Origin of the sequence: Pseudomonas sp. MRSN 12121 (assembly GCF_000931465.1) — a bacterium.
GTDB lineage: Bacteria > Pseudomonadota > Gammaproteobacteria > Pseudomonadales > Pseudomonadaceae > Aquipseudomonas.
Window position 1 is genome coordinate 2,971,458 of record NZ_CP010892.1, and the last position, 23,257, is coordinate 2,994,714.

The 23,257-nt window shown below is 65.1% G+C and carries 21 protein-coding genes; 7 read left to right on the forward strand and 14 right to left on the reverse strand.

The annotated features are described in order from the left end of the window. Positions 1-128: 128 nt before the first annotated feature. Positions 129-701: a GGDEF domain-containing protein gene (locus TO66_RS13665; protein WP_044462818.1), complete on the forward strand. Its 573-nt coding sequence runs from the start codon at positions 129-131 to the stop codon at positions 699-701. Between the two features lie 15 nt (positions 702-716). Here the strand turns inward: TO66_RS13665 and TO66_RS13670 are convergent, their stop codons facing one another. Beyond that, positions 717-1,187 (reverse strand): MarR family winged helix-turn-helix transcriptional regulator, encoded by a 471-nt coding sequence (locus TO66_RS13670; protein WP_044462819.1) that lies wholly within the window; start codon positions 1,185-1,187, stop codon positions 717-719. A gap of 101 nt (positions 1,188-1,288) precedes the next feature. On the opposite strand from TO66_RS13670, the gene TO66_RS13675 reads away from it, so the two are divergent. After that, entirely contained in the window at positions 1,289-1,657 is a 369-nt protein-coding gene (locus TO66_RS13675) for an antibiotic biosynthesis monooxygenase (protein WP_044462820.1), read from the forward strand. Positions 1,658-1,696: 39 nt separating this feature from the next. On the opposite strand, the gene TO66_RS13680 is transcribed toward TO66_RS13675, so the two are convergent. The 7 genes from TO66_RS13680 to gloB all read right to left on the reverse strand — a co-directional run bounded on the left by TO66_RS13680 (position 1,697) and on the right by gloB (position 11,720). Continuing rightward, positions 1,697-3,304, reverse strand: coding sequence for an ABC transporter ATP-binding protein (locus tag TO66_RS13680; protein WP_044462821.1), 1,608 nt, complete (start codon positions 3,302-3,304; stop codon positions 1,697-1,699). A gap of 1 nt (position 3,305) precedes the next feature. Then, positions 3,306-4,325, reverse strand: a complete 1,020-nt coding sequence (locus tag TO66_RS13685; RefSeq protein ID WP_044462822.1) for an ABC transporter permease — start codon at positions 4,323-4,325, stop codon at positions 3,306-3,308. 1 nt (position 4,326) lies between these two features. Further along, positions 4,327-5,400 carry a microcin C ABC transporter permease YejB gene (locus tag TO66_RS13690; protein ID WP_044462823.1) on the reverse strand — a complete coding sequence of 358 codons (1,074 nt, stop codon included), beginning with the start codon at positions 5,398-5,400 and terminating at the stop codon, positions 4,327-4,329. A gap of 1 nt (position 5,401) precedes the next feature. After that, a complete protein-coding gene (locus TO66_RS13695) occupies positions 5,402-7,246 on the reverse strand; it encodes an extracellular solute-binding protein (protein WP_044462824.1) in 1,845 nt (614 codons plus the stop codon). Further along, complete coding sequence (locus TO66_RS13700) at positions 7,243-9,072, reverse strand: extracellular solute-binding protein (protein ID WP_044462825.1); 1,830 nt, start codon at positions 9,070-9,072, stop codon at positions 7,243-7,245. Before TO66_RS13700 ends, TO66_RS13695 begins: the two co-directional genes overlap by 4 nt. A gap of 335 nt (positions 9,073-9,407) precedes the next feature. Further along, the gene (locus TO66_RS13705) at positions 9,408-10,853 is read right to left on the reverse strand and encodes a transglycosylase SLT domain-containing protein (protein WP_044462826.1); all 1,446 of its coding nucleotides are present in this window, start codon (positions 10,851-10,853) and stop codon (positions 9,408-9,410) included. Between the two features lie 99 nt (positions 10,854-10,952). Beyond that, a complete protein-coding gene (gene gloB / locus TO66_RS13710; protein WP_044462827.1) occupies positions 10,953-11,720 on the reverse strand; it encodes a hydroxyacylglutathione hydrolase in 768 nt (255 codons plus the stop codon). A gap of 65 nt (positions 11,721-11,785) precedes the next feature. Here gloB and TO66_RS13715 point away from each other — a divergent pair, with 65 nt between their 5' ends. Next, positions 11,786-12,550, forward strand: a complete 765-nt coding sequence (locus TO66_RS13715; RefSeq protein ID WP_044462828.1) for a class I SAM-dependent methyltransferase — start codon at positions 11,786-11,788, stop codon at positions 12,548-12,550. Positions 12,551-12,633: 83 nt separating this feature from the next. Then, positions 12,634-13,086 (forward strand): ribonuclease HI, encoded by a 453-nt coding sequence (rnhA, locus tag TO66_RS13720; protein ID WP_044462829.1) that lies wholly within the window; start codon positions 12,634-12,636, stop codon positions 13,084-13,086. A 27-nt stretch (positions 13,087-13,113) separates the two neighbouring features. Here the strand turns inward: rnhA and TO66_RS13725 are convergent, their stop codons facing one another. Then, entirely contained in the window at positions 13,114-14,064 is a 951-nt protein-coding gene (locus TO66_RS13725; RefSeq protein ID WP_044462830.1) for a glycerophosphodiester phosphodiesterase family protein, read from the reverse strand. A gap of 187 nt (positions 14,065-14,251) precedes the next feature. On the opposite strand from TO66_RS13725, the gene TO66_RS13730 reads away from it, so the two are divergent. The 3 genes from TO66_RS13730 (at position 14,252) to TO66_RS13740 (ending at position 17,134) form a co-directional block, all read left to right on the forward strand. Beyond that, positions 14,252-15,166: an AraC family transcriptional regulator gene (locus TO66_RS13730; RefSeq protein WP_044462831.1), complete on the forward strand. Its 915-nt coding sequence runs from the start codon at positions 14,252-14,254 to the stop codon at positions 15,164-15,166. 162 nt (positions 15,167-15,328) lie between these two features. After that, entirely contained in the window at positions 15,329-16,432 is a 1,104-nt protein-coding gene (locus TO66_RS13735; protein ID WP_044462832.1) for an NAD(P)-dependent alcohol dehydrogenase, read from the forward strand. Positions 16,433-16,564: 132 nt separating this feature from the next. Next, complete coding sequence (locus TO66_RS13740; RefSeq protein ID WP_156162069.1) at positions 16,565-17,134, forward strand: nuclear transport factor 2 family protein; 570 nt, start codon at positions 16,565-16,567, stop codon at positions 17,132-17,134. Positions 17,135-17,179: 45 nt separating this feature from the next. On the opposite strand, the gene TO66_RS13745 is transcribed toward TO66_RS13740, so the two are convergent. The 5 genes from TO66_RS13745 to TO66_RS13765 form a co-directional block, all read right to left on the reverse strand. Then, positions 17,180-17,503 (reverse strand): DUF2388 domain-containing protein, encoded by a 324-nt coding sequence (locus TO66_RS13745; RefSeq protein ID WP_044462834.1) that lies wholly within the window; start codon positions 17,501-17,503, stop codon positions 17,180-17,182. A gap of 203 nt (positions 17,504-17,706) precedes the next feature. Then, the gene (locus TO66_RS13750) at positions 17,707-17,928 is read right to left on the reverse strand and encodes a formate dehydrogenase subunit delta (protein WP_044462835.1); all 222 of its coding nucleotides are present in this window, start codon (positions 17,926-17,928) and stop codon (positions 17,707-17,709) included. Next, on the reverse strand, positions 17,925-20,828 hold the full coding sequence (gene fdhF, locus TO66_RS13755) for a formate dehydrogenase subunit alpha (protein ID WP_044462836.1): 2,904 nt from the start codon (positions 20,826-20,828) through the stop codon (positions 17,925-17,927). Before fdhF ends, TO66_RS13750 begins: the two co-directional genes overlap by 4 nt. Beyond that, on the reverse strand, positions 20,825-22,387 hold the full coding sequence (locus tag TO66_RS13760; protein WP_177330401.1) for an NADH-quinone oxidoreductase subunit NuoF: 1,563 nt from the start codon (positions 22,385-22,387) through the stop codon (positions 20,825-20,827). Before TO66_RS13760 ends, fdhF begins: the two co-directional genes overlap by 4 nt. After that, positions 22,384-22,860 (reverse strand): formate dehydrogenase subunit gamma, encoded by a 477-nt coding sequence (locus tag TO66_RS13765; protein WP_044462837.1) that lies wholly within the window; start codon positions 22,858-22,860, stop codon positions 22,384-22,386. The genes TO66_RS13760 and TO66_RS13765 overlap by 4 nt, the downstream gene beginning before the upstream one ends. Positions 22,861-23,257 lie beyond the last annotated feature (397 nt).

Genomic DNA, 23,257 nt, shown 5'->3' on the forward strand with positions numbered 1-23,257 from the left:
CCGGCAGGAGGCAGGCGCGGCTTGCCCGTCGGTCGGAAGTTGCGCCCGCAGCCTGCCAGGGAGGGCGATTGTCGGGAGTCAAGGCGCCGACGGCCGCTCTAACGGAAATACCCGCAATGGAGTGTGCGATGTTTTCCCCAGACAAGATTGCCCAGGCACCGGCCCAGGTGCCTGCTGCCGAGACGGACGAGCCGTCCCGGCAACGGTTGCGCGAGCAGAACCGCCGGGCCGAGCAGGAACTGGCCGCGGTGCAGGTGGCCAACCTCGACCGGCTGACGCTGTTGCCCAATCGCCATGGGTTCGCGGTACTGGCGGGCGATGCGCTGCGCGCCTGCCGGGACCTGCATTGCCCGGCGACCCTGTTGCTGTTCGACCTTGACGACCTGCACCGCATCAGCGGCGCCTACGGCCGGGACGAAGGCGAGGCGGCGCTGAAAACCTTCGCCGATGGCTTGCGCATCGCCTTTCGCGAAAGCGATGTGGTCGGACACCTGGAGTACTCGCGTTTCGCGGTGCTGCTGAGTGGCTCGGAGCGGGTCGAAAAGCTGGCGATCATCGCGCGCCTGCAGGAGATTCTCGCCGAGCGCACCAGCACCTCGCAGCGCGCCTACAGCCTCAGCTTCAGCATCGGCCAGATCGAGTTCGCCCCGGACCAGCCCGTGGATGTCGAAGGCCTGCTGGCCCGGGCCGGCCAGCCCTGAGGCACGCGGGGAGGGTTATTCCTCGGCGTCCGGCGGCCCGGCGAGGCGTTTGCGCAGCTCGGTGACAACCCGTAGGGCGGTACGGATCTCTTCCTCCTCAAGCCCGGCCGACAGCTCGTTGACCAGCGGGGTATACAGGCCGATGGCCTGGTTGAAGGCGGTCGTGCCCTTGTCGGTCAGGGTCACCAGTTGCGCGCGCCGGTGATGCGGGTTGGGCTCGAAGGTCACCAGGCCTTCCCTGGCCAGGTCGTTGACGATGCGCTGCACGTTCTGGCGGTTGGCTTCCAGGTCGCGGGCCAGCCAGGCCACCGGCTGCGGCCGCTGCGCCGCGACGATTGCGCCGAGGATCTGCCAGCGGGCGCTGGTCAGCCCCAGGGGCGCGACGATCCGGTCGCCCCAGGCCAGCGTCTGATTGCTGGCGCGGAACATGCCCAGGATGAAGTCGGTCAGGGCGGCTCCGGCCGAGGTGGGTTCAGGTGGGTGCATAAGGTCGATATCCGGATAAATTGATGCTTTAAGCCAAGTTGACATCATGGTGTCAATATAGCAATGTGGTGGCGTTTTATTTCTCACACCTGGAGTACGCCATGTCTTTGATTCGTCCCCTGGACCCCGCTTTTCCGATCGAACGCCAGATTGCCCTCGACGCCTCGTCGGTGGTCCTGGTCAATGTCTTTACCCTGGACCCGGCCGATGAACCGGTCTTTCTCCAGGCCTGGCAAGCCGATGCCGGCTTCATGCGGCAGCAGCCGGGGTTCATCTCCACCCAACTGCATCGCGCCATCGGCGACAGCCCGACCTACCTCAACTACGCCGTCTGGGAGTCCAACGCGCATTTCCGGGCGGCGTTCAGCCATCCCGAGTTCAGGGCCAGCCTCGCGGCCTATCCGTCCTCCGCGGTGGCTTCCCCGCACCTGTTCCAGAAGGTCGCGGTGCCGGGGATCTGCGTCGCCTAGACCGGATCACGGCACCTTCGAACCAGGCCCGGACGGTGCCTACTGGCCGGCCGGCGCCAGGAAGGCCGCTTCCAGCAGTTGCCGGGTGTAGGGATGTTGCGGGGCGGCGAAGATCTGCTGCGCGTCGCCCTGTTCCACCACCTGGCCGTGCTTGACCACCATCAACTGGTGGCTCAGCGCCTTGACCACCGCCAGGTCGTGGCTGATGAACAGGTAGGTCAGGTTGTACTTGGCTTGCAGCCGGCGCAGCAGTTCCACCACCTGGCGTTGCACGGTGCGGTCCAGCGCCGAGGTCGGCTCGTCCAGCAGGATCAGCGCCGGCTTGAGCACCAGGGCGCGGGCGATGGCGATGCGCTGGCGCTGGCCGCCGGAAAATTCGTGGGGGTAGCGGTGCCGGGTCTCCGGGTCCAGTCCCACTTCCTTGAGCGCCTCGATGATTGCCTGCTCCTGCTCGGCCGGGCTGCCGATCTGGTGGATGCGCAGCCCTTCGCCGACGATCTGGCTCACACACATGCGCGGGCTGAGGCTGCCGAACGGATCCTGGAACACCACCTGCATTTCCCGGCGCAACGGCCGCACCTGCTTTTGCGTGAGCCTGTCCAGCTGCTGGTCTTCGAAGCGGATGGCGCCCTGGCTACCGATCAGTCGCAGGATCGCCAGGCCCAGGGTCGACTTGCCCGAGCCGCTTTCGCCGACGATGCCCAGGGTCTGGCCCTGGGGCAGGCTGAAGTTGATGCCGTCCACCGCCTTCACATGGTCGACGGTGTGGCGCAGCAGGCCTTTCTTGATCGGGAACCAGACCTTCAGGTCCTCGACCTGCAACAGCGGCCGGCCGATGGCGTTGCCCGCCGGGCCGCCGCTGGGCTCGGCCGCCAGCAGTTCGCGGGTGTAGGGATGTTGCGGCGCGCGGAACAGTTCCTCGCAAGGCGCCTGCTCGACGATGCGCCCGCGCTGCATCACGCAGACGCGGTGGGCGATGCGCCGGACCAGGTTGAGGTCGTGGCTGATCAGCAGCAGGGCCATCCCCAGGCGCGCCTGCAGCTCCTTGAGCAGCTCGAGGATCTTCAGTTGTACGGTGACGTCCAGCGCCGTGGTCGGCTCGTCGGCGATCAGCAGCTCCGGCTCGTTGGCCAGGGCCATGGCGATCATCACCCGTTGCCGCTGGCCGCCGGACAGCTCGTGGGGCAGGGCCTTGAGGCGCTTGTGCGGCTCGGGGATGCCCACCAGTTCCAGCAGCTCCAGGGTGCGCCGGGTGGCCACCTTGCCGGTCAGGCCCTTGTGCAGGCCCAGCACTTCGTTGATCTGCTTTTCGATGCTGTGCAACGGATTGAGCGAGGTCATGGGCTCCTGGAAAATCATCGCGATCCGGTTGCCGCGGATATGCCGGATGGTTTTCTCTTTCTGGGTCAGCAGATCCTGGCCGGCGTACCGGATGGTCCCGGACGGATGGCGCGCCAGCGGGTAGGGCAGCAGGCGCAGGATCGAATGCGCGGTCACCGACTTGCCGGAACCGCTTTCGCCGACCAGGGCCAGGGTTTCGCCGCGCTTGATGTCGAAGCTGATGCCCTCGACCACGCGCTGCTGCTGTTCGCCGACGACGAACTCGACGGCGAGGTCGCGGACTTCGATCAGATTGTCCTGATTCATCTCATTTCCTCGGGTCGAAGGCATCGCGAGCGGACTCGCCGATGAACACCAGCAGGCTCAGCATGATCGCCAGCACGGCGAACGCGCTGATGCCCAGCCAGGGCGCCTGCAGGTTGGATTTGCCTTGGGCCACCAGTTCGCCCAGGGACGGCGCGCCGGGTGGCAGGCCGAACCCGAGGAAGTCGAGGGCGGTCAGGGTGCCGATGGCGCCGGTGAGGATGAACGGCATGAAGGTCATGGTCGAGACCATGGCGTTGGGCAGGATGTGGCGGAACATGATCGCGCCGTTCTGCATGCCCAGGGCGCGGGCGGCGCGCACGTATTCCAGGTTGCGCCCGCGCAGGAACTCGGCGCGCACCACGTCCACCAGGCTCATCCAGGAGAACAGCAGCATGATTCCCAGCAGCCACCAGAAGTTCGGCTGCACGAAGCTGGCGAGGATGATCAGCAGGTAGAGCACCGGCAGCCCGGACCAGATTTCCAGGAAGCGCTGCCCGGCCAGGTCGACCCAGCCGCCGTAGAAGCCCTGCAGGGCCCCGGCGATGACGCCGATGATCGAGCTGAGCACGGTCAGGGTCAGGGCGAACAGCACCGACACCCGGAAGCCGTAGATGACCCGCGCCAGCACGTCGCGGCCCTGGTCGTCGGTGCCCAACAGGTTGTCCGCCGAGGGTGGCGCCGGGGCCGGCACTTTCAGGTCGTAGTTGATGCTCTGGTAGCTGAAGCGGATCGGCGCCCACAGCACCCAGGCGTCCTTGGCCGCCAGCAGCTCGCGGATGTACGGGCTCTTGTAGTTGGCTTCGAGGGGGAATTCGCCGCCGAAGGTGGTTTCCGGGTAGCGCTTGAGCGCCGGGAAGTACCAGCCGTCGTCGTAGTGCACCACCAGCGGCTTGTCGTTGGCGATCAGCTCGGCGCCCAGGCTGGCGCCGAACAGCAGCAGGAACAGCCACAGCGACCACCAGCCGCGCTTGTTGGCCTTGAACAGCTCGTAGCGCCGGCGATTGAGGGGGGACAGGTTCATCTCAATGCTCCCGGCTTTCGAAGTCGATGCGTGGGTCGACCAGGGTGTAGGTCAGGTCGCCGATCAGTTTCACCACCAGCCCCAGCAGGGTGAAGATGAACAGGGTGCCGAACACCACCGGGTAATCGCGGTTGATCGCCGCCTCGAAGCTCATCAGGCCCAGGCCGTCGAGGGAGAAGATCACCTCCACCAGCAGGGAGCCGGTGAAGAAGATGCCGATGAAGGCCGCGGGAAAGCCGGCGATCACCAGCAGCATGGCATTGCGGAACACGTGGCCGTAGAGCACGCGCCGGCGGGTCAGGCCCTTGGCCTTGGCGGTGATCACGTACTGCTTGTTGATCTCGTCGAGGAAGCTGTTCTTGGTCAGCAGGGTCATGGTGGCGAAGTTGCCGATCACCAGCGCGGTCACCGGCAGGGCCAGGTGCCAGAAGTAGTCGAGGATCTTGCCGCCCCAGCTCAACTGGTCGAAGTTGTTCGAGGTCAGGCCGCGCAACGGGAACCAGTCGAAATAACTGCCGCCGGCGAACATCACGATCAGCAGGATGGCGAACAGGAACGCCGGGATCGCGTAGCCGACGATGATCGCCGAGCTGGTCCAGACGTCGAAGTGGCTGCCGTGGCGGGTGGCCTTGGCGATCCCCAGGGGGATCGACACCAGGTACATGATCAGGGTGCTCCACAGGCCCAGGGAGATCGACACCGGGAGTTTCTCGCGGATCAGGTCGACCACCTTGGCATCGCGGAAGAAGCTGTCGCCGAAATCCAGGGTGGCGTAGTTCTTGATCATGATCCACAGGCGTTCCGGCGCCGACTTGTCGAAGCCGTACATCTTCTCGATTTCCTTGACCAGGGCCGGGTCCAGGCCCTGGGCGCCGCGGTAGCTGGAACCGGCCACCGAGACCTCGGCGCCGCCGCCGGCGATCCGGCTGGTGGCGCCCTCGAAGCCTTCGAGCTTGGCGATCATCTGTTCCACCGGGCCGCCGGGCGCGGCCTGGATGATCACGAAGTTGATCAGTAGGATGCCGAACAGGGTGGGGATGATCAGCAGCAGGCGCCGCAGAATATAGGCCAGCATCTTATTGCTCCACGCCGTCGGGGGCGGCCTGCGAGTGGGTGTCCGGGGTCACGGCCGGCGTGGCGTCGGGCTTGATCCACCAGGTCTGGGTGCCGATGTCGTACTTGGGCGAGACCTTCGGGTGCCCCAGGTGGTCCCAGTAGGCCACGCGCCAGGTCTTGATGTGCCAGTTGGGAATCACGTAGTAGCCCCATTGCAGCACCCGGTCCAGGGCGCGGGCATGGGTCACCAGGCTGTGGCGCGAGTCGGCGTTGATCAGGTCTTCCACCAGGGCGTCGATGGTCGGGTCCTTGAGGCCGATGAAGTTGCGGCTGCCGGGATTGTCGGCGCTGGAGGACTTCCAGTATTCGCGCTGTTCGTTACCCGGTGAATTGGATTGCGGGAAGCTGCCGACCACCATGTCGAAGTCCCGCGAGCGCAGGCGGTTGATGTACTGCGACACGTCGACCCGGCGGATCACCAGGTCGATGCCCAGGTCCGCGAGGTTGCGCTTGAACGGCAGCAGCACGCGCTCGAATTCGGTCTGGGCCAGCAGGAACTCGATCACCACCGGCTTGCCCTGGGCGTCGACCATCTTGTCGTCGACGATGCGCCAGCCGGCTTCCTGCAGCAATTGATAGGCCTGGCGCTGCTGCGAGCGGATCATCCCGCTGCCGTCGCACATCGACGGCTGGAAGGCCTCGGTGAACACCGGGTCGGGGATCTTGCCGCGCAGCGGTTCGAGGATCGCCAGCTCGTCGGCGCCCGGCAGCCCGGTGGCGGCCATTTCCGAGTTCTCGAAGTAGCTGCGGGTGCGGGTGTAGGCGCCGTTGAACAGCTGCTTGTTGGTCCACTCGAAGTCCAGCAGCAGGCTCAGGGCCTTGCGCACCCGCACGTCCTGGAACAGCGGCCGGCGCAGGTTGTAGACGAAGCCCTGCATGCCGGTGGGGTTGCCGTTGGGGATCTGTTCCTTGATCAGCCGGCCTTCGGCCACGGCCGGGACGTTGTAGGCGTTGGCCCAGTTCTTCGCGCTGATTTCCAGCCAGTAGTCGAACTGCCCGGCCTTGAGCGCTTCCAGGGCCACGGTGTTGTCGCGGAAGTAGTCGGTGGTCATGACGTCGAAGTTGAACTGGCCGCGGTTGATCGGCAGGTCCCGGGCCCAGTAGTCCTTGACCCGCTCGTAGCGCACCGAGCGCCCGGCCTTCACTTCGGCCACCTTGTACGGGCCGCTGCCGAGGGGCATTTCCAGGTTGCCCTTGGCGAAGTCGCGGTGTTCCCACCAGTGCTTGGGCAGCACCGGCAACTGGCCGAGAATCAGCGGCAGCTCGCGATTGTTGGTGTGCTTGAACTTGAACAGCACCTTGAGCGGGTCTTCGGCGATCACCTCGTCGACGTCGGCGTAGTAGCCACGGTACATCGGCGCGCCGGCCTTCATCAGGGTCTGGAAGCTGAACACCACATCTTCGGCATGGATCGGGTGGCCATCGTGGAAGCGCGCCTCGGGGCGCAGGTAGAAGCGCACCCAGCTGTTGTCCGGGGCCTTCTCGATCTTGCCGGCGACCAGGCCGTACTCGGTGAAGGGTTCGTCCAGGCTCTGGCGCATCAGGGTGTCGTAGATCAGGCCGATGTTGTCCGCCGGCACGCCTTTGTTGATGAACGGGTTGAGGCTGTCGAAGCCGCCGAAGCCGGCCTCGCGGAAGGTGCCGCCCTTGGGCGCGTCCGGGTTGACGTAGTCGAAGTGCTGGAAGTTCGCCGGGTACTTCGGCGGTTCGTTGTACAGGGTCAGGGCGTGTTGCGGGGCAGCCTGGGCGAGGCAGGCGACGCCCGTCAGCAGCACGGCGCCGGCCCGCAGGAGCAGGGGCATCATTGGGCTTTCTCCAGAGACTTCAGCCACCAGGCGCTCAGGCCCAGCTGGTAGGGCGGCGTGGTGACGAAGGCGAACCGGTTGCGGTACGCCAGACGATGATAGTTGAGGTACCAGTTGGGGATGATGTAGTGCTGCCACAGCAGCACTCGATCCAGGGCCCGACCGGCGGCCAGTTGTTCGTCGCGGCTTTGCGCGGCGAGCAGTTGTTCCAGCAGGTGATCGACGATGGGGTTGGCGATGCCCGCGTAGTTCTTGCTGCCCTTGACCCCGACCTGGCTGGAGTGGAAGTACTGCCACTGTTCCAGGCCCGGGCTCAGGGTCTGGTTGAGGATCATGAGGATCATGTCGAAGTCGAACTGGTCCAGGCGCTGCTTGTACTGCGCCCGGTCCACGGTACGCAGGCGCGCGTCGATGCCGATGCTGGCCAGGTTCTCGACGTAGGGCTGGAGGATTCGCTCCAGGTTCGGGTTGACCAGCAGCACCTCGAAGCGCAGCGGTTGCCCGGCGGCGTTGACCAGGCGCTGGCCGTTGAGCTTCCAGCCGGCTTCGGCCAGCAGGCCCAGGGCACGGCGCAGGGTCGCGCGCGGGATGCCGCGGCCGTCGGTCTGCGGCAGGCTGAAGGGCTGGGTGAAGAGTTCGGCGGGCAATTGCTCGCGGTAGGGCGAAAGCAGCAGCCATTCATGGCCCACCGGCAGGCCCGTGGCGGAGAACTCGCTGTTCGGGTAGTAGCTCGTCGCGCGCTTGTAGGCGCCGCTGAACAGGGCGCGGTTGGTCCACTCGAAGTCGAACATCAGGCCCAGGGCCTCGCGCACCTTGCGGTCGGCGAAGGTGGCCCGGCGGCCGTTCATGAACAGGCCCTGGGTCTGGGTGGGAATCTGGTGCGCGACCTGCGCCTTGATGATGTCGCCGCGGTTGACCGCCGGAAAGTTGTAGCCGTTGGCCCAGTTCTTCGCCTGGTGCTCGATATAAATGTCGAACTCGCCGGCCTTGAAGGCTTCGAAGGCCACGTCGCTGTCGCGGTAGAACTCCACCGCGACCTTGTTGAAATTGTTGAAGCCGCGATTGACCGGCAGGTCCTTGCCCCAATAGTCCTTGACCCGCTCGAATACCAGCGAGCGTCCCGGCTGCACCCGGGTGATGCGGTAGGGGCCGCTGCCCAGCGGCGGCTCGAAGGTGGTGGCCTTGAAGTCGCGGTCCTTCCAGTAATGCTGCGGCAGCACCGGCAGCTCGCCCAGGCGCAGGATCAGCAGCGGGTTGCCGGAGCGCTTGAACACGAAACGGATGCGCCGCGGGCCGAGGATGTCCACCCGCTGCACTTCCTGCAGGTTGGTGCGGTATTGCGGATGGCCTTCCTTGAGCAGCAGCCGGTAGGAGAACGCCACATCGCGGGCGGTGATCGGCTGGCCGTCGTGGAAACGCGCCTCGGGGCGCAGGTTGAACACCACCCAGCTGCGGTCTTCGCTGTATTCGACGGAACGGGCGATCAGGCCGTAGCTGGAGGTCGGCTCGTCGCCGGACGGCGCGTACTGGCCGGTGCCGACCATCAGCGGCTCGTTCAGCTCGTTGACCCCGTATTGCAGGAAGTTCGGCGTGGCGACCGGGCTGGTGCCCTTGAAGGTGTAGGGATTGAGGGTGTCGAAGGTGCCGAACGCCATCACCCGCAAGGTGCCGCCTTTGGGCGCGGCGGGGTTGACCCAGTCGTAATGGGTGAACTTGGCGGGGTACTTGAGCGTGCCGAACTGCGCGTAACCATGACTTTCAGTGATCGTTGCGCTTGCGGGAAAGCTCAAGGCCAGACTGATGAGGGACAGGAGGAGGGGACGCATCAAGTCAGAGATCCGATCCAGACGGCTTGGGCTTTTTGTGCTCCGTACAGTAACAGCTTGTATCGACAGGAAAAAGGCCGTCCGCTGCCGACGGGAATCCTGTAGCCGCTGCCGAGCCGCAGGCGAGGCTGCGATCGGGGCGCAGCCCCGCAAGGCGGTGTGATGGGTGTTCGGCGGTGCCTGGCCTGGCGCCCGCTATGCGGTCGTTCGCAGCCTCGCTGGCGCTCGACAGCGGCTACAGGTATCGACGGGAATCCCGTAGCCGCTGCCGAGCCGCAGGCGAGGCTGCGATCGGGGCGCAGCCCCGCCAGGCGCGGCGATGAATGGCCTGGCGATCAATGAGGCAGGTAGACGGTCAGCATCTGGCCTGGCTTGAGGGCCTGGCCGGCGCGGGGGTTCCAGCGCTTGAGGTGCTGCATCTCGACGTTGAAGCGCTTGGCCACCATGTACAGCGAGTCGCCTTGCTTGACCTTGTACTGGGTCGACTTCTTGTCGGCCTTGGCCACCAGGGTCTTCTTGCCGGACGCCTTGGCGCTGGTCCGCGCCTTGCTGGTGTCCTGCATGACCAGGGTCTGGCCGACCTTGAGCCGGTTGCCGCTCAGCTTGTTCCAGCGTTGCAGGTCCTTGACCTCGACCTTGTTGGCCTTGGCGATCTGCGCGAGGTTGTCGCCACGCTTGACCCGGTAGTTGCGCTTGGCCTGGGCCATTTCGCGACTGTCGGCACCCTCGAACACCGGCTTGAACGAACGCTGGCTGATCAGTTCCTCGGGTTTCATGGTCGACAGGCTGGCGCTCAACAACTGCGCCTTGGACGTCGGCACCAGCAGGTGCTGGGGACCGTCGATGGTGGTGCGCTGCTTGAAGGCCGGATTGAGCTGGAACAGCTCGTCCTCGTCGATGTTCGCCACCGCGGCGACCTTGGACAGGTCCATGCGCTGGTTGATCTCGACGACCTGGAAGTAAGGTTCGTTGGCGATCGGGTTCAGGTTCACGCCATAGGCTTCGGGCGCCAGTACTACCTGGGACAGGGCCAGCAGCTTGGGCACATAGGCCTGGGTTTCCGCCGGTAGCGGCAGGTTCCAGTAGTCGGTGGGCAGGCCCAGCTTCTCGTTGCGCTCGATGGCCCGGCTCACCGTGCCTTCGCCGGCGTTGTAGGCCGCCAGGGCCAGCAGCCAGTCGCCGTTGAACATGTCGTGCAGGCGGGTCAGGTAATCCATGGCCGCGGTGGTCGACGCGGTGATATCGCGACGGCCATCGTAGAAGCGGGTCTGGCGCAGGTTGAAGGAACGACCGGTGGACGGGATGAACTGCCAGAGGCCTACCGCGTCGGCCCGGGAATAGGCCATCGGGTTGTAGGCGCTCTCGATCACTGGCAGCAGGGCCAGCTCCAGCGGCATGTTGCGTTCTTCAAGACGCTCGACGATGTAATGAATGTAGAGGCTGCCGCGTTCGCTGGCGTTCTCGAGAAAGGAGGGGTTGCTGGCGAACCACAGGCGCTGTTGTTCGATGCGCGGGTTGACGCCGATGCCGTCCTGCAGCTGGAAACCGTCGCGCATCCGCGCCCAGACGTCCTGGGGGGCCTGCGGGCTGGGTTTGTCACTCAGCCAGATGGGTTTCTGCTTGATGCGGGCGTTGAAATTCTGGGTGTGCGAAGCGTCGGTTTGCGGGACGTGGCTCGTGCTTTGACAGCCCGCCAGGGTGGCGGACACAGCCACCGCGATGGCTTGGGCCAACCGCGTCAATGCGTCTGAATTGATGGATTTACGAATAGATGACGACATTGGCTGGAAGTAAGTTCCGGGCAAAAATGTCGGGCGATTCTAGAAAGCGCACCCGGTGCGGTCAACCATTCAGAATTTTCGTATCAGCCCGCCACCTGCTTAGAACTTATCTTTCCAAGCCCGCAACGCCGCAAAAACCGCACTCTGAGCCCGGTTATCGAGGCCGCTCCGTTCGTCCGCTTTTTGTTTAACGGATGTTTCGCCGGTGCGCAGGAACGGGTTGGTGAGTTTTTCCAGGGCCAGGGTGGAGGGCAGGGTCATGCGGCCGGTTTCCCGCAGTTCGCTGACTTTTTGCAGGCGCTCGGCGATGTCCGGGTTGTCCGGCTCCACGGCCTGGGCAAAACGCAGGTTGCTCAGGGTGTATTCGTGGGTGCAGTACACCAGGGTGCCTTCGGGCAGGGCCGCCAGGCGGCTCAGCGAATGGTGCATCTGTTCCGGGGTGCCCTCGAACAGGCGTCCGCAGCCACCGGCGAACAGGGTGTCGCCGCAAAACAGCAGGCCGTGATGGTAATAGGCAATATGCCCCAGGGTATGCCCGGGTACCGCGTAGATGTCGAAGTCCCAACCGAGAATGCTGGCCCGGTCGTTGTCGTTCAGGGCCACGTCGCGCCCCGGGATGTTCTCGTTGGCCGGGCCCCAGACCGTGGCGCCGCTGGCTGCTTTCAGCTGTTCGACACCGCCGACGTGGTCGTGGTGGTGATGGGTCACCAGGATATCGCTCAGGGCCCAGCCCGGGTGCCGCGTCAGCCAGTCCTGCACCGGGGCGGCGTCGCCCGGGTCGACCACCGCGCAGCGTTGCTGGCGATGATCCTGTAACAACCAGATGTAGTTATCGGTGAACGCGGGCAGGGCACTGATCTGTATCATCGTTGGAGTCGCCAAGCGGAAAACATTGGCGCATCTTAGAACTTCTTGGCGGGTTGGAGAATGCAATGACCGATAAAGCGTTCGCTCAGGCCGATCCTGACTGGCTGGCCCTGATCAGCTCGGCCCGTGAGTGGCTGTCCGGGCCATTGGGGCAATTTCTGCTGGATGAAGAGCGGCGCATGCTCGACGACGAGCTGGGGCGTTTCTTCGGCGGTTACCTGGTGCATTACGGCCCGTCGGCGCAGACCCCGCCCGCCGCGCCCCAGGTGCAGCGCAACGTGCGCCTGGGCGCGCCGTTGCCCGGCGTCGAGATCGTCTGCGAGGAACAGGCCTGGCCGCTTACCGAGCATGCCGCCGATGTGGTGGTGCTGCAGCACGGCCTGGATTTCTGCCTGTCGCCCCATGGCCTGCTGCGCGAGGCCGCCAGCGCCGTGCGGCCGGGCGGGCACCTGTTGATCATCGGGATCAATCCCTGGAGCAGTTGGGGCCTGCGCCATGTGTTCGCCCATGACGCCCTGCGCCAGGCGCGCTGCATTTCGCCGTCGCGGGTCGCCGACTGGCTGAACCTGCTGGGCTTCGCGCTGGAGAAACGCCGCTTCGGGTGCTATCGTCCGCCGCTTGCTTCGCCAGCCTGGCAGGCCCGGCTGGCCGGCTGGGAGCGCAAGGCCGGCGATTGGCAACTGTCCGGCGGCGGCTTCTACCTGCTGGTGGCGCGCAAGATAGTGGTGGGCCTGCGCCCGGTGCGCCAGGTACGCCGCGAGCCGATGGGCAAGCTGGTGCCGTTGCCGATGGCCAAGGTCAACCGCCGGCACAGCGAACCTCCTCTTTAATTCGGCCGGGCCCAGTCAGCCCGGCCTTGGCGTTGCCGATCGACGATCGGCGAGCCACAGGTATTTTCGATTGGAAGTCTGGCATGAGCGATAGCGTAGAAATCTTCACCGACGGCGCCTGCAAGGGCAATCCTGGCCCGGGGGGCTGGGGCGCGTTGCTGGTGTTCAAGGGCGTGGAGAAGGAACTCTGGGGCGGCGAGGCCAACACCACCAACAACCGCATGGAGCTGATGGCGGCGATCCGTGGCCTGGAGGAGCTCAAGCGCGAGTGCCAGGTGATCCTGGTCACCGACTCGCAGTACGTGATGAAGGGCATCAACGAGTGGATGGCCAACTGGAAAAAGCGTGGCTGGAAGACCGCCGCCAAGGAGCCGGTGAAGAATGCCGACCTGTGGCAACAGCTCGACGAGCAGGTCAATCGTCACCAGGTCACCTGGAAGTGGGTGCGCGGCCATACCGGGCACCACGGCAACGAGCGGGCCGACCAGTTGGCCAACCGCGGTGTCGACGAAGTGCGCGGCTACAAGCAGGTCTGATCGACCGACCGATGCCCCGCGGGGGCATCAATCACAGCGCGGCGGCCATTCGAGCTGCCGTTTCACAGCCCCCATGGCGCGGGGCGAATCCACCAGCACCGCCTCCATGTTCAGGCAGGCGGCTGCGCGGTAATCCTCGGCCGTATTGACCCCTATCGCCAGCAAGGCCACCTTGCCCCGGGACTGGAAACAGTCGACCGCGGCGGGTGTCCAGAGCAGGGCGTTCGCCTTCGAGCGGGCCTCGCCCAGGGTAAAGGTCTCGACCAGTTGCACCGCGCGCCGATATTCGAAGGCCGCCCAACTGCCGGGCGCTGGCGGCAGGGTGCAGCTATGGGCCAGGGCGACATTGGCCAGGCGATCCCGGGTCGCGTCCCGGGACTCGAACAGCCGCGCCTGCGGATAGGCGGCGAATGCCTGCTGGTAGCTGGCATCGGTGGAGTAGATCAGCACCCGTCGCCAGGCGTGCAGGCGCTCCAGCAACTGGGCCACCGCCTTGGCCTGGGGCGCGGCGGGCAAGGCTTTCATGTCGAGAATCACCGGTACCGTCTCGGGGATCGCCGCCAGGGCCTGCTCCAGCGACGGGATGTTCACCGCCTGGCTGCGATAGGGATAGGTCACTTGGCCATCGGCCGCGGTCTGCTTGAAGTTCCAGCCGGCATTGAGCTTCTGCAACTGCGCCAGGGTTTTCTCGCTGACCGTGCCGGACTCCGCGGTATTGGCGTTCAGGTCGGCCGGTCGATAGAGCACGGGCACGCCGTCGCGGCTCAGTTGCACCGTCAGCCAGAGCATGTCGACGCCATTAGCCAGGGCATTGTCGATGGCCAGCAGGGTGTTTTCCGGAAAGTCCGCGGCGCCGCCGCGATGGGCGACGAGCAGGGGGCGTTGCCCTGTGTCGGGATCGCTGGGCGGAACGGAGGAGCAACCGCTGATGAAGGCTGTGGCCAGCAGCGATGCGATGATCTGTCGGGTTTGAATCATGGGGGACTCCCGGCATGGACGGACCGGCAAGGCGGTACATCGGCAAGTGGATGCTCGACCACGACAAAGCCCTTGGCCGGTGCGTCAGGGGGAGTACGGTAGCGCACTACCGCGGGTCGAGCACGCTCATTTGAAGAACGCATTCGGCACAGGTTAAATTAGCCGCCCACCATCGCCGAAGCCCGTCATGTCTGCCGCATCCGATGCCGATACGCTGGAGTTCCTGCGCGAGTCGCTGGACACCGAACCTGAAGGCTTGAGTTATAGCCCGCAGGGCATTACCCAGATGATTCACCGGCCCCTGCCGCCCTGGGGTGTGATCGAGTGTGTGCGGGTGGCTGAGCAGCCGCATCGGTTCGAGATGCGTCGCAGCCAGCATCAATTTGTGCTCTACCATCAAGGCGCTGTCAGTGATGGTGAGGTCAGCATCGATGGCCAGCGCATGGCAGGGGCCCGGATGCTCGACCAGGTCATCGATTTCGTGCCCGCAGGGGTAGTGTTCGAGGGCTGGACGGGCGAGCGGGCCCGGATAGGTTATGTCCTGGTATCCATCGATGACGAGCAACTAAGCGAGATTTCTCCGGCCTACCAACCCCAGCAGAACCTCAACCCGCTGATCAGTTGCCATGATGTGTTCCTGCGAGGGCTGTTGGAGCGCCTGTACCGAGTCACGCGTGCAGCCGGCACCGAGACGCTGTATCTGGAGTCCCTGGTCATGCTGTTGATGTACGAGGTCTGCAAGTTGCAACAGTTGCCCGACAACCTGCCGGCCAGCGACGGAATGCTGGGGGTGCAACAGCGCCAGCGCCTGGACGACTACATTCGCTCGGCGCTGGCCAGTGATGTACGCCTGGCGGACATGTCGAACGTCGTCAACTTGAGCCCCTATCATTTTTCTCGGGTGTTTCGACGTTCTTACGGGATGTCGCCGTATCAGTACCTGCTGCACTGCCGGATCGAGCGGGCCAAGGCGCTGATCAGCACCAGCGATCGCAGCCTGTTGCAGATTGCCCTGGATACCGGGTTTGCCGGTGCCAGCCAGTTCTCCCGCACCTTCCGGCGCATTGTCGGTCTTGCGCCGAGCGAGCTGCGCCGGCCCTGAGGGCGAAGTCAGCAAGAAACATCAACACAACAGCAAACGCTGCAAAGCCCGCGTGGGGCCCGCTGGTTAGTCTGCTCCTCACTGACCGTCGGTGCCCCGCCAAGTAGGGCTGGAGCGACCTGACTGTTGCATTTGTCGATGTGTTTGCTGAGAGACGCTCCCATGAAAATTCTTGCTGCCGTGACCGAGGGTCAAGGCCCTCTATTCGATCTGCGCCACCTGCGACTGGGTACTCCGCGCAGCGGCGAAGTCCTGGTAAAAATCATCGCCACTGGCATCTGCCATACCGATCTTGCGGTCCGCGACCGGCAGATCGAGGTCACCATGCCGGTAGTCCTGGGCCATGAAGGCGCAGGAGTGATCACGCAGGTGGGCGACAACGTCGGTCATTTGCGGGTCGGTGACAAGGTCATCCTCTCCCTCGGCTCCTGTGGCCAGTGCAGTCATTGCGCCAGTGGGCTGCCGACCTATTGCGACCAGCATTTCGACTACAACTGGAAGGCCTCGCGGGCTGACGGCACGGTGGCGCTGGATGACGACGGGCAACCGGTGCATAGCCACTTTTTCGGCCAGTCTTCCTTTGCCAGTCATGCCGTAGTCTCCGCCAGCAGTGTGATCAAGGTCGCGGAGGATGTGCCGCTGGAATTTCTCGGCCCCTTTGGCTGCGGCATCATGACGGGCGCCGGAGCAGTGATGAACACTCTGAAGCCCGCACCCGGCACCGCGCTGGTGGTGTTCGGCATGGGGGCGGTGGGCCTGAGTGCGGTTATGGCCGCACGGGCGATCGGTTGCTACCCGATCATCGTCGTGGACCGGCACCCGTCTCGCCTGGCCCTGGCCGAGGAAGTCGGCGCCAGCCACCTGATTGACGCCAACGAGGATGATCCGGTGCAACGGATCATGACGCTGACGGCAGGCCGGGGAGTGCCCTGTGTACTGGAGTGCGCCGGTCACGTGGCGGTGATGGCCGATGCCGTCAAGGTGCTGGAGGAGGGTGGGCAGGCGCTGCTGACGGGAGTGGTCGCGCCTGGAACACCGTTACCGTTGGACATCATGCATCTGATCCGTGGTCGTAGCGTGCGTGGCAGCATCATGGGCGATGCCGCGCCATCGGTGTTCCTGCCCAGGCTGGTGGCGTTGTTCCAGCAAGGCCGCTTCCCGGTGGACAAGATGATGCGCTTCTACGATTTACGCGATATCAACCTGGCGGTTTCCGACCTCGAGTCGGGCAGCACCATCAAAGCCGTGCTGCGTATGCCGCACTGAGTGCCGGCCACGGCCGTGGCTCACGCTCTATAAACCCGAATTCTTCCCTGGCAGCCAAGCGCCGGGAGAGTCGCACCCGCCTGTCGGGCAACCTAGTGGGCCAGGCCCACGATCAAACCTAATGGAGAAACAATGATGAAGAAGATTCGTGGATGGTGGTTCGTTGTGCTGGCGAGCATGCTGTTCGCCAGCATCGCGAGTGCGAAAGTGCAGGGCGAAATCAAGAGTAAGGACGGGTTGTATTACCTGACCGAGGGCTACACCGCGGCACAGGTGGCGGATTTCTACTGGCGAAGTCTCAATGGCTGGTCCGAGCATCCGGAGCAGTTGGCCAAATACTACACCGCGGATAGTACCTTCGAGCTGGCTTATGCTCCCGTTGCCGATTTTCCCAACAGTGGTTTCAAGCGTGTCAATCGCGGGCGACAGGAAATGACCGACTACTTCACCAATTTCAGCAAGCAGCTCGGCAGCCTGAAATACAGCGCCCCCGGTAGCTGGACGATTCTGCAGACTACCGACAAGAATACCTATGTGTTCGAGTACAGCAGCGATGGCGTTATCCGGGCCAGTGGCAAGCCCTATCACCAGAACTTCATTGCCATCCTGCGTATGAGTAACGGCCAGATCCAGCATGTGCGTGAGTACTACGATCCCTATGTGGCCCTGCGAGACTTCAATCTGATCCAGAAGACCCAATAATCGACCGATGACCCGGGGGCGGTGGCTTCCGGGTCATGGCGTGTGTCATAGCGTCAGGATGGCCGCAGCCAGTTGCAGGTCCGAATGAAGGGGGTGCCCGAGCGCTTCGCGGATATACCTCAAGGCCGCTTCCAACTGGGCGCCGCGAATATCGCCCGCGCTGGCGACAAAGCTGGCGGCGTCGCTCTTGGCCGCGAGAACCAGTTTGTCGTCCTTGAACGAACTGGTGGCCTTGGAGCTGCTTTCGGTGCTGCTCAAGGCCATGCTCATGGTGATATCGGTGCTGATCACCAGGCTAGTGGCCTGGCCGCTGCTGGCCAACAGGCAGGCGCAGAACAGTAACGGGAGTCGGATGGTATGGGGTGTCATGACAGGGAAAGTCCGCAGGAAATATCGGCGGGCACCCTAACAAGGCCCCGGGCGGCGAACTTTATGAGCTTTGCTAATGATTGTTAAAAACTGCGCAACGAGCGCTCGCCCGCGGGCAAAAGTGACAGCTCGACCTTGGCTGGTCAGAGCCTCGGGAACGGCCCTTGGCCTGTGCGCACAGGCCAAGGGTGTTGCATGCGGCGCTAAGCCTCCCAGCCTGCGCCGCTGACCGCCGCCTGCGCCAGAGGGTGCAAATCCGCCCCCTGGTGCTCGGTTTGCCAGGCCAGCAGTTCCTTGCGCATGCCGGGCGTCCAGAACATCTGCAAATGGTTGCGCACGCTGAGCACTGCTTGTTGCTGGTCCGGTTCGCCGGCGAAGTACTGGGCGATCTGGTTGGCCATTTTGATCAGGTTGGCGGTGCTCATCGGCGTACCTCCGCTTTGCTGCCCGCGGCGCGTGCCTGGCGGCGCTGGTCGAGCAGGCGTTGTTGTTCGTCGCTGAATGCCTGGTAGCGTTTCTGCCACTCGGAAGGGTGGTAGACGCGGCTGACTTCCACGGCCGTCACCTTGTACTCCGGACAGTTGGTGGCCCAGTCGGAGTTGTCGGTGGTGATCACGTTGGCCCCCGACTCAGGGAAGTGGAAGGTGGTGTACACCACGCCCGGGGCGACCCGTTCGCTGACCCGCGCCCGCAGTACGGTCTGCCCGGCGCGGCTGCCGATACCGACCCAGTCGCCTTCGTTGATGCCGCGGCTTTCGGCGTCGGTCGGGTGGATTTCCAGGCGGTCCTCGTCATGCCAGGCGACGTTGTCGGTGCGCCGGGTCTGGGCGCCGACGTTGTACTGGCTGAGGATGCGTCCGGTGGTCAGCAGCAGCGGGTAGCGGTTGTTGATCTTTTCCTCGGTGGGCACATAGCCGGTGAGCATGAAGCGCCCCTTGCCGCGCACGAATTCCTCGATGTGCATGGTCGGCGTACCGTCCGGCGCCGCGGCGTTGCACGGCCACTGCAGGCTGCCGTGGCTGTCCAGGGCTGCATAGCTGACATGGGTGAAGGTCGGCGTCAGGCGGGCGATTTCATCCATGATCTGCGACGGATGCTGGTAGTTCATCGGGTAACCCAGGGCGTTGGCCAGGGCCACCGTGCCTTCCCAGTCGGCCTTGCCGCCCAGCGGTTCCATGACCTTGCGCACCCGGGAGATGCGGCGTTCGGCATTGGTGAAGGTGCCGTCCTTTTCCAGGAACGAGCTGCCCGGCAGGAACACATGGGCGAACTTGGCGGTTTCGTTGAGGAAGATGTCCTGCACCACCACGCACTCCATCGCCGACAGGGCCGCGGTGACGTGCTGGGTATTGGGGTCGCTCTGGGCGATGTCCTCGCCCTGGCAGTACAGGCCCTTGAAGCTGCCGCCCAGGGCCGCCTCGAACATGTTGGGGATGCGCAGGCCCGGGTCGGGTTGCAGGCTGACGTTCCAGGCCTGCTCGAATTGCGCCCTGACGCCTTCGTTGGAAATGTGCCGGTAACCGGGCAGCTCGTGGGGGAAGGAGCCCATGTCGCAGGAGCCCTGCACGTTGTTCTGCCCGCGCAGCGGATTCACGCCCACGCCTTCGCGGCCGATGTTGCCCGTGGCCATCGCCAGGTTGGCGATGCCCATGACCGAGGTGCTGCCCTGGCTGTGCTCGGTGACGCCCAGGCCGTAGTAGATCGCCGCATTGCCGCCGGTGGCATACAGCCGGGCGGCGGCGCGGATGTCTTCGGCGGGCACGCCGCAAATCGGGCCAATCACTTCCGGTGCGTTCTCTGCACGGCTGACAAACTCGCGCCAGCGGGCGAAGTCGCCGGCCTCGCAGCGGGCGTCGATAAAGGCCTGGTCCTGCAAGCCTTCGGTGATGATCGTATGGGCCAGGGCGTTGAGCATGGCGACGTTGGTGCCCGGGCGCAGGGCCAGGTGCAGTTCGGCGCGGGCATGCACCGAGTCCACCAGGTCGATGCGCCGCGGGTCGATGACGATCAGCCGCGCACCCTCGCGCAGGCGGCGCTTGAGCTGGGAGGCGAACACCGGGTGGGCGTCGCTGGGGTTGGCGCCCATCACCAGGATCACGTCGGCCTGCATCACCGAGTCGAAGCTCTGGGTGCCGGCCGATTCGCCCAGGGTCTGTTTGAGGCCATAGCCGGTCGGCGAATGGCAGACCCGGGCGCAGGTATCGACGTTGTTGTTGCCGAAGGCCGCGCGCACCAGTTTCTGCACCAGGTAGGTCTCTTCGTTGGTGCAGCGGCTGGAGGTGATGCCGCCGATGGAGTCGCGGCCGTATTTCTGCTGCAACCGGCGGAATTCACTGGCGGCGTAGGTGACCGCCTCGTCCCAGCTGACTTCCTGCCACGGGTCGTTGATGTGCTTGCGGATCATCGGCTTGGTGATGCGATCCGGGTGGGTGGCATAGCCCCAGGCAAAACGCCCCTTGACGCAGGAGTGGCCATGGTTGGCCTGGCCGTTCTTGTCCGGGACCATGCGCACCAGCTGGTCGCCCTTCATCTCGGCGCGGAACGAGCAGCCGACGCCGCAGTAGGCGCAGGTGGTAATCACGGCGTGTTCCGGCTGGCCCAGTTCGACCACGCTCTTTTCCATCAGGGTCGCGGTCGGGCAGGCCTGCACGCAGGCACCGCAGGACACGCATTCCGAGTCGAGGAAATCCTCGCCGCCGGCGGCCGCGACCCGGGACTCGAAGCCGCGCCCGGTAATGGTCAGGGCGAAGGTGCCCTGGGTTTCCTCGCAGGCGCGTACGCAGCGGTTGCAGACGATGCACTTGCTCGGGTCGTAGTCGAAGTAGGGGTTGGAGGTGTCTTTCCGCTCGGCCAGGTGGTTCTCGCCTTCATAGCCGTAGCGCACTTCCCGCAGGCCGACCTGGCCGGCCACGGTCTGCAGCTCGCAGTTGCCGTTGGCCGAGCAGGTCAGGCAGTCCAGTGGGTGGTCGGAGATGTACAGCTCCATGACGTTGCGCCGCAGGGTGGCGAGTTTCGGCGTCTGGGTGTGGACCACCATGCCCTCGGTCACCGGGGTGGTGCAGGACGCCGGGTAGCCGCGCATGCCGTCGATCTCCACCAGGCACATGCGACAGGAGCCGAAGGCTTCCAGGCTGTCGGTGGCGCAGAGTTTGGGAATGCTGGTGCCCAGCAGCGCGGCGGCGCGCATCACCGAGGTGCCTTCGGGCACGCTGATGCTGCGGCCGTCGATGTTCAGGGTGACCTGCACCTGGCTGTCGCGGGCCGGGGTTCCAAGGTCAAGAGCGCCCAGGACGATATCGGCTTTCGGGTCGAAGATAGTAATCATTGGTCGGCCTCCGAAGGCTGCAGACCGAAGTCGGCGGGGAAATACTTGAGGGCGCTGGCCACCGGGTAGGCGGTCATGCCGCCCAGGGCGCACAGCGAACCGTACTGCAGGGTGTCGCACAGGTCCTTGAGGATGATCGCCTGTTGATCGCGGCCGCCCTGGTCCGGCGCGGCCAGCAGGCGATCGATCACCTCCACGCCGCGAGTCGAGCCGATGCGGCAGGGCGTGCATTTGCCACAGGATTCCTCGGCACAGAACTGCAGGGCGAAACGCGCCATGCGCGCCATGTCCAGGCTGTCGTCCGCCACCACTACGCCGCCATGGCCGAGCATGGCGCCGATGGCGGCGAAGGCTTCGTAATCCAGCGGGGTATCGAACTGCTCCGGCGGCACCCAGGCGCCGAGCGGGCCGCCCACCTGCGCGGCCTTCAACGGCCGGCCGCTGGCAGTACCGCCGCCGTAGTCTTCCACCAGTTCCCGCAGGGTCAGGCCGAAGGCCCGTTCCACCAGGCCGCCGTGACGGATATTGCCCGCCAGCTGGAAGGGCATGGTGCCCAGGGAGCGGCCCATGCCGTAGTCGCGATAGAACTGCGCGCCCTTGGCCAGGATCAGCGGCACCGAGGCCAGGGTCAGCACGTTGTGCACCAGGGTCGGCAGGCCGAACAGGCCTTGCAGGGCGGGAATGGGCGGCTTGGCCCGGACCACGCCGCGCTTGCCTTCCAGCGAGTCCAGCAGGGCGGTTTCCTCGCCGCAGATATAGGCCCCGGCACCGACGCGCACTTCCAGGTCGAAGGCCAGGCCGCTGCCACAAACATTGGCACCCAGGTAGCCGGCGCCGCGGGCGATCTCCAGGGCCTCGCGCAGCACGGCCACGGCCTGCGGGTATTCCGAGCGAACATAGATGTAGCCGTAGTTGGCGCCGACAGTGAGGCCGGCGATGGCCATGCCTTCGATCAGCAGGAAGGGGTCGCCTTCCATCAGCATGCGGTCGGCGAAGGTGCCGGAATCGCCTTCGTCGGCGTTGCACACGACGTACTTCTGCACCGCCTGGGTGCCGCGCACCGTGCGCCACTTGATGCCGGCCGGGAAGGCCGCGCCGCCGCGACCGCGCAGGCCGGAATCGAATACCGCGGTGGCGGTCTGTTCGCCGCCCAGGGCGATGGCCCGGGCCAGGCCCTCGAAGCCGCCGTGGGCGCGGTAGTCGTCCAGGGACAGCGGCCGGGTGATGCCGGCGCGGGCAAACAGCAGGCGTTGCTGGGTCTTCAGGTAAGGCAGCTGCTCCACCGGGCCCAGGGCCAGGGGATGGCTGGAAGGCTCGCCTTGCAGGGCATCAAGCAGGGAAGGAAGGTCGGCGGCGGTCAGCGGGCCGAAGCCGAGCCGGCCTTGCGGGCTATCGATTTCCAGCAGCGGTTCCAGCCAGTACAGGCCGCGCGAGCTGGTGCGTTGCAGTTCCAGCGGCAGTTGGCGCTCCCGGGCCTGGGTGGCGAGGGCCTCGGCCACCTCATCGGCGCCCACGGCACGGGCCAGGGAATCGCCGGGCAGATAGAGGATCGGCATCATGCGTCCTCCTGGCAGGCGTCGAGCAGGGCATCCAGGCGCTTGGCGTCGAGCCGTGCATGCAACTGGCCATCCAGCTCCAGGGCCGGAGAGCAGGCGCAGGCACCCAGGCAGTACACCGGGCGCAGGCTGATGCTGCCGTCGGCGCTGCTGCCGTGGTCGTCCAGTTGCAGGCGTTCGCGCAATTGCGCGGCGAGCTGTTCGGCGCCGCGGCTCTGGCAGGATTCCGCCCGGCACAGGCGCAGGATATGCCGCGCGGGCGGCGCGGTACGGAAGTCATGGTAGAAGCTGATCACCCCGCGAACCTCGGCCTGGCTCTGGTTGAGCGCGTGGGCGATCTCGGGGATGGCGGCATCGGGGATATAGCCGATGCCCTCCTGAATCTCATGGAGGATGGGCAACAGTGCGCCGGGGGAGCCTTTGTGGCGTTCCAGCAGGCTGTTGACCATGGGCAGGTGCAACATCTCATCAGGCATACGGCATTCCTCACGGTCACGGACGACCAGGCGGTTGTCCGAAAATGTTCGGCTGCGGCATTCACACCACGTCACGGTAGCGTGGTTTTTCAGGCCGTTGGCCAGGCACCCTGAGCGGGCATCTTGTCGGGCCCGGCGCGGTCTTCGCCGCACCTCTTCGGGGCATAAAAGGCAGCTTGCCACGCCACCCTGGATTCATCTGCACCAAAGCGACGTGTTCGGTTCTCTCAGCGACCACGGCTTGAGTCTAGAAGGTCGCGCCCGGATACGGGCGGCGGGAGTGCATCCGGATGTGTGGGCGTTTGCTTGCCCTCTTATATAGGCAGGCAGGAATGCGCCGTGCGGCGCTGATGTCGATCCGATATCGACGCCGCTCGGGTGGCGAGATCAGACAAAA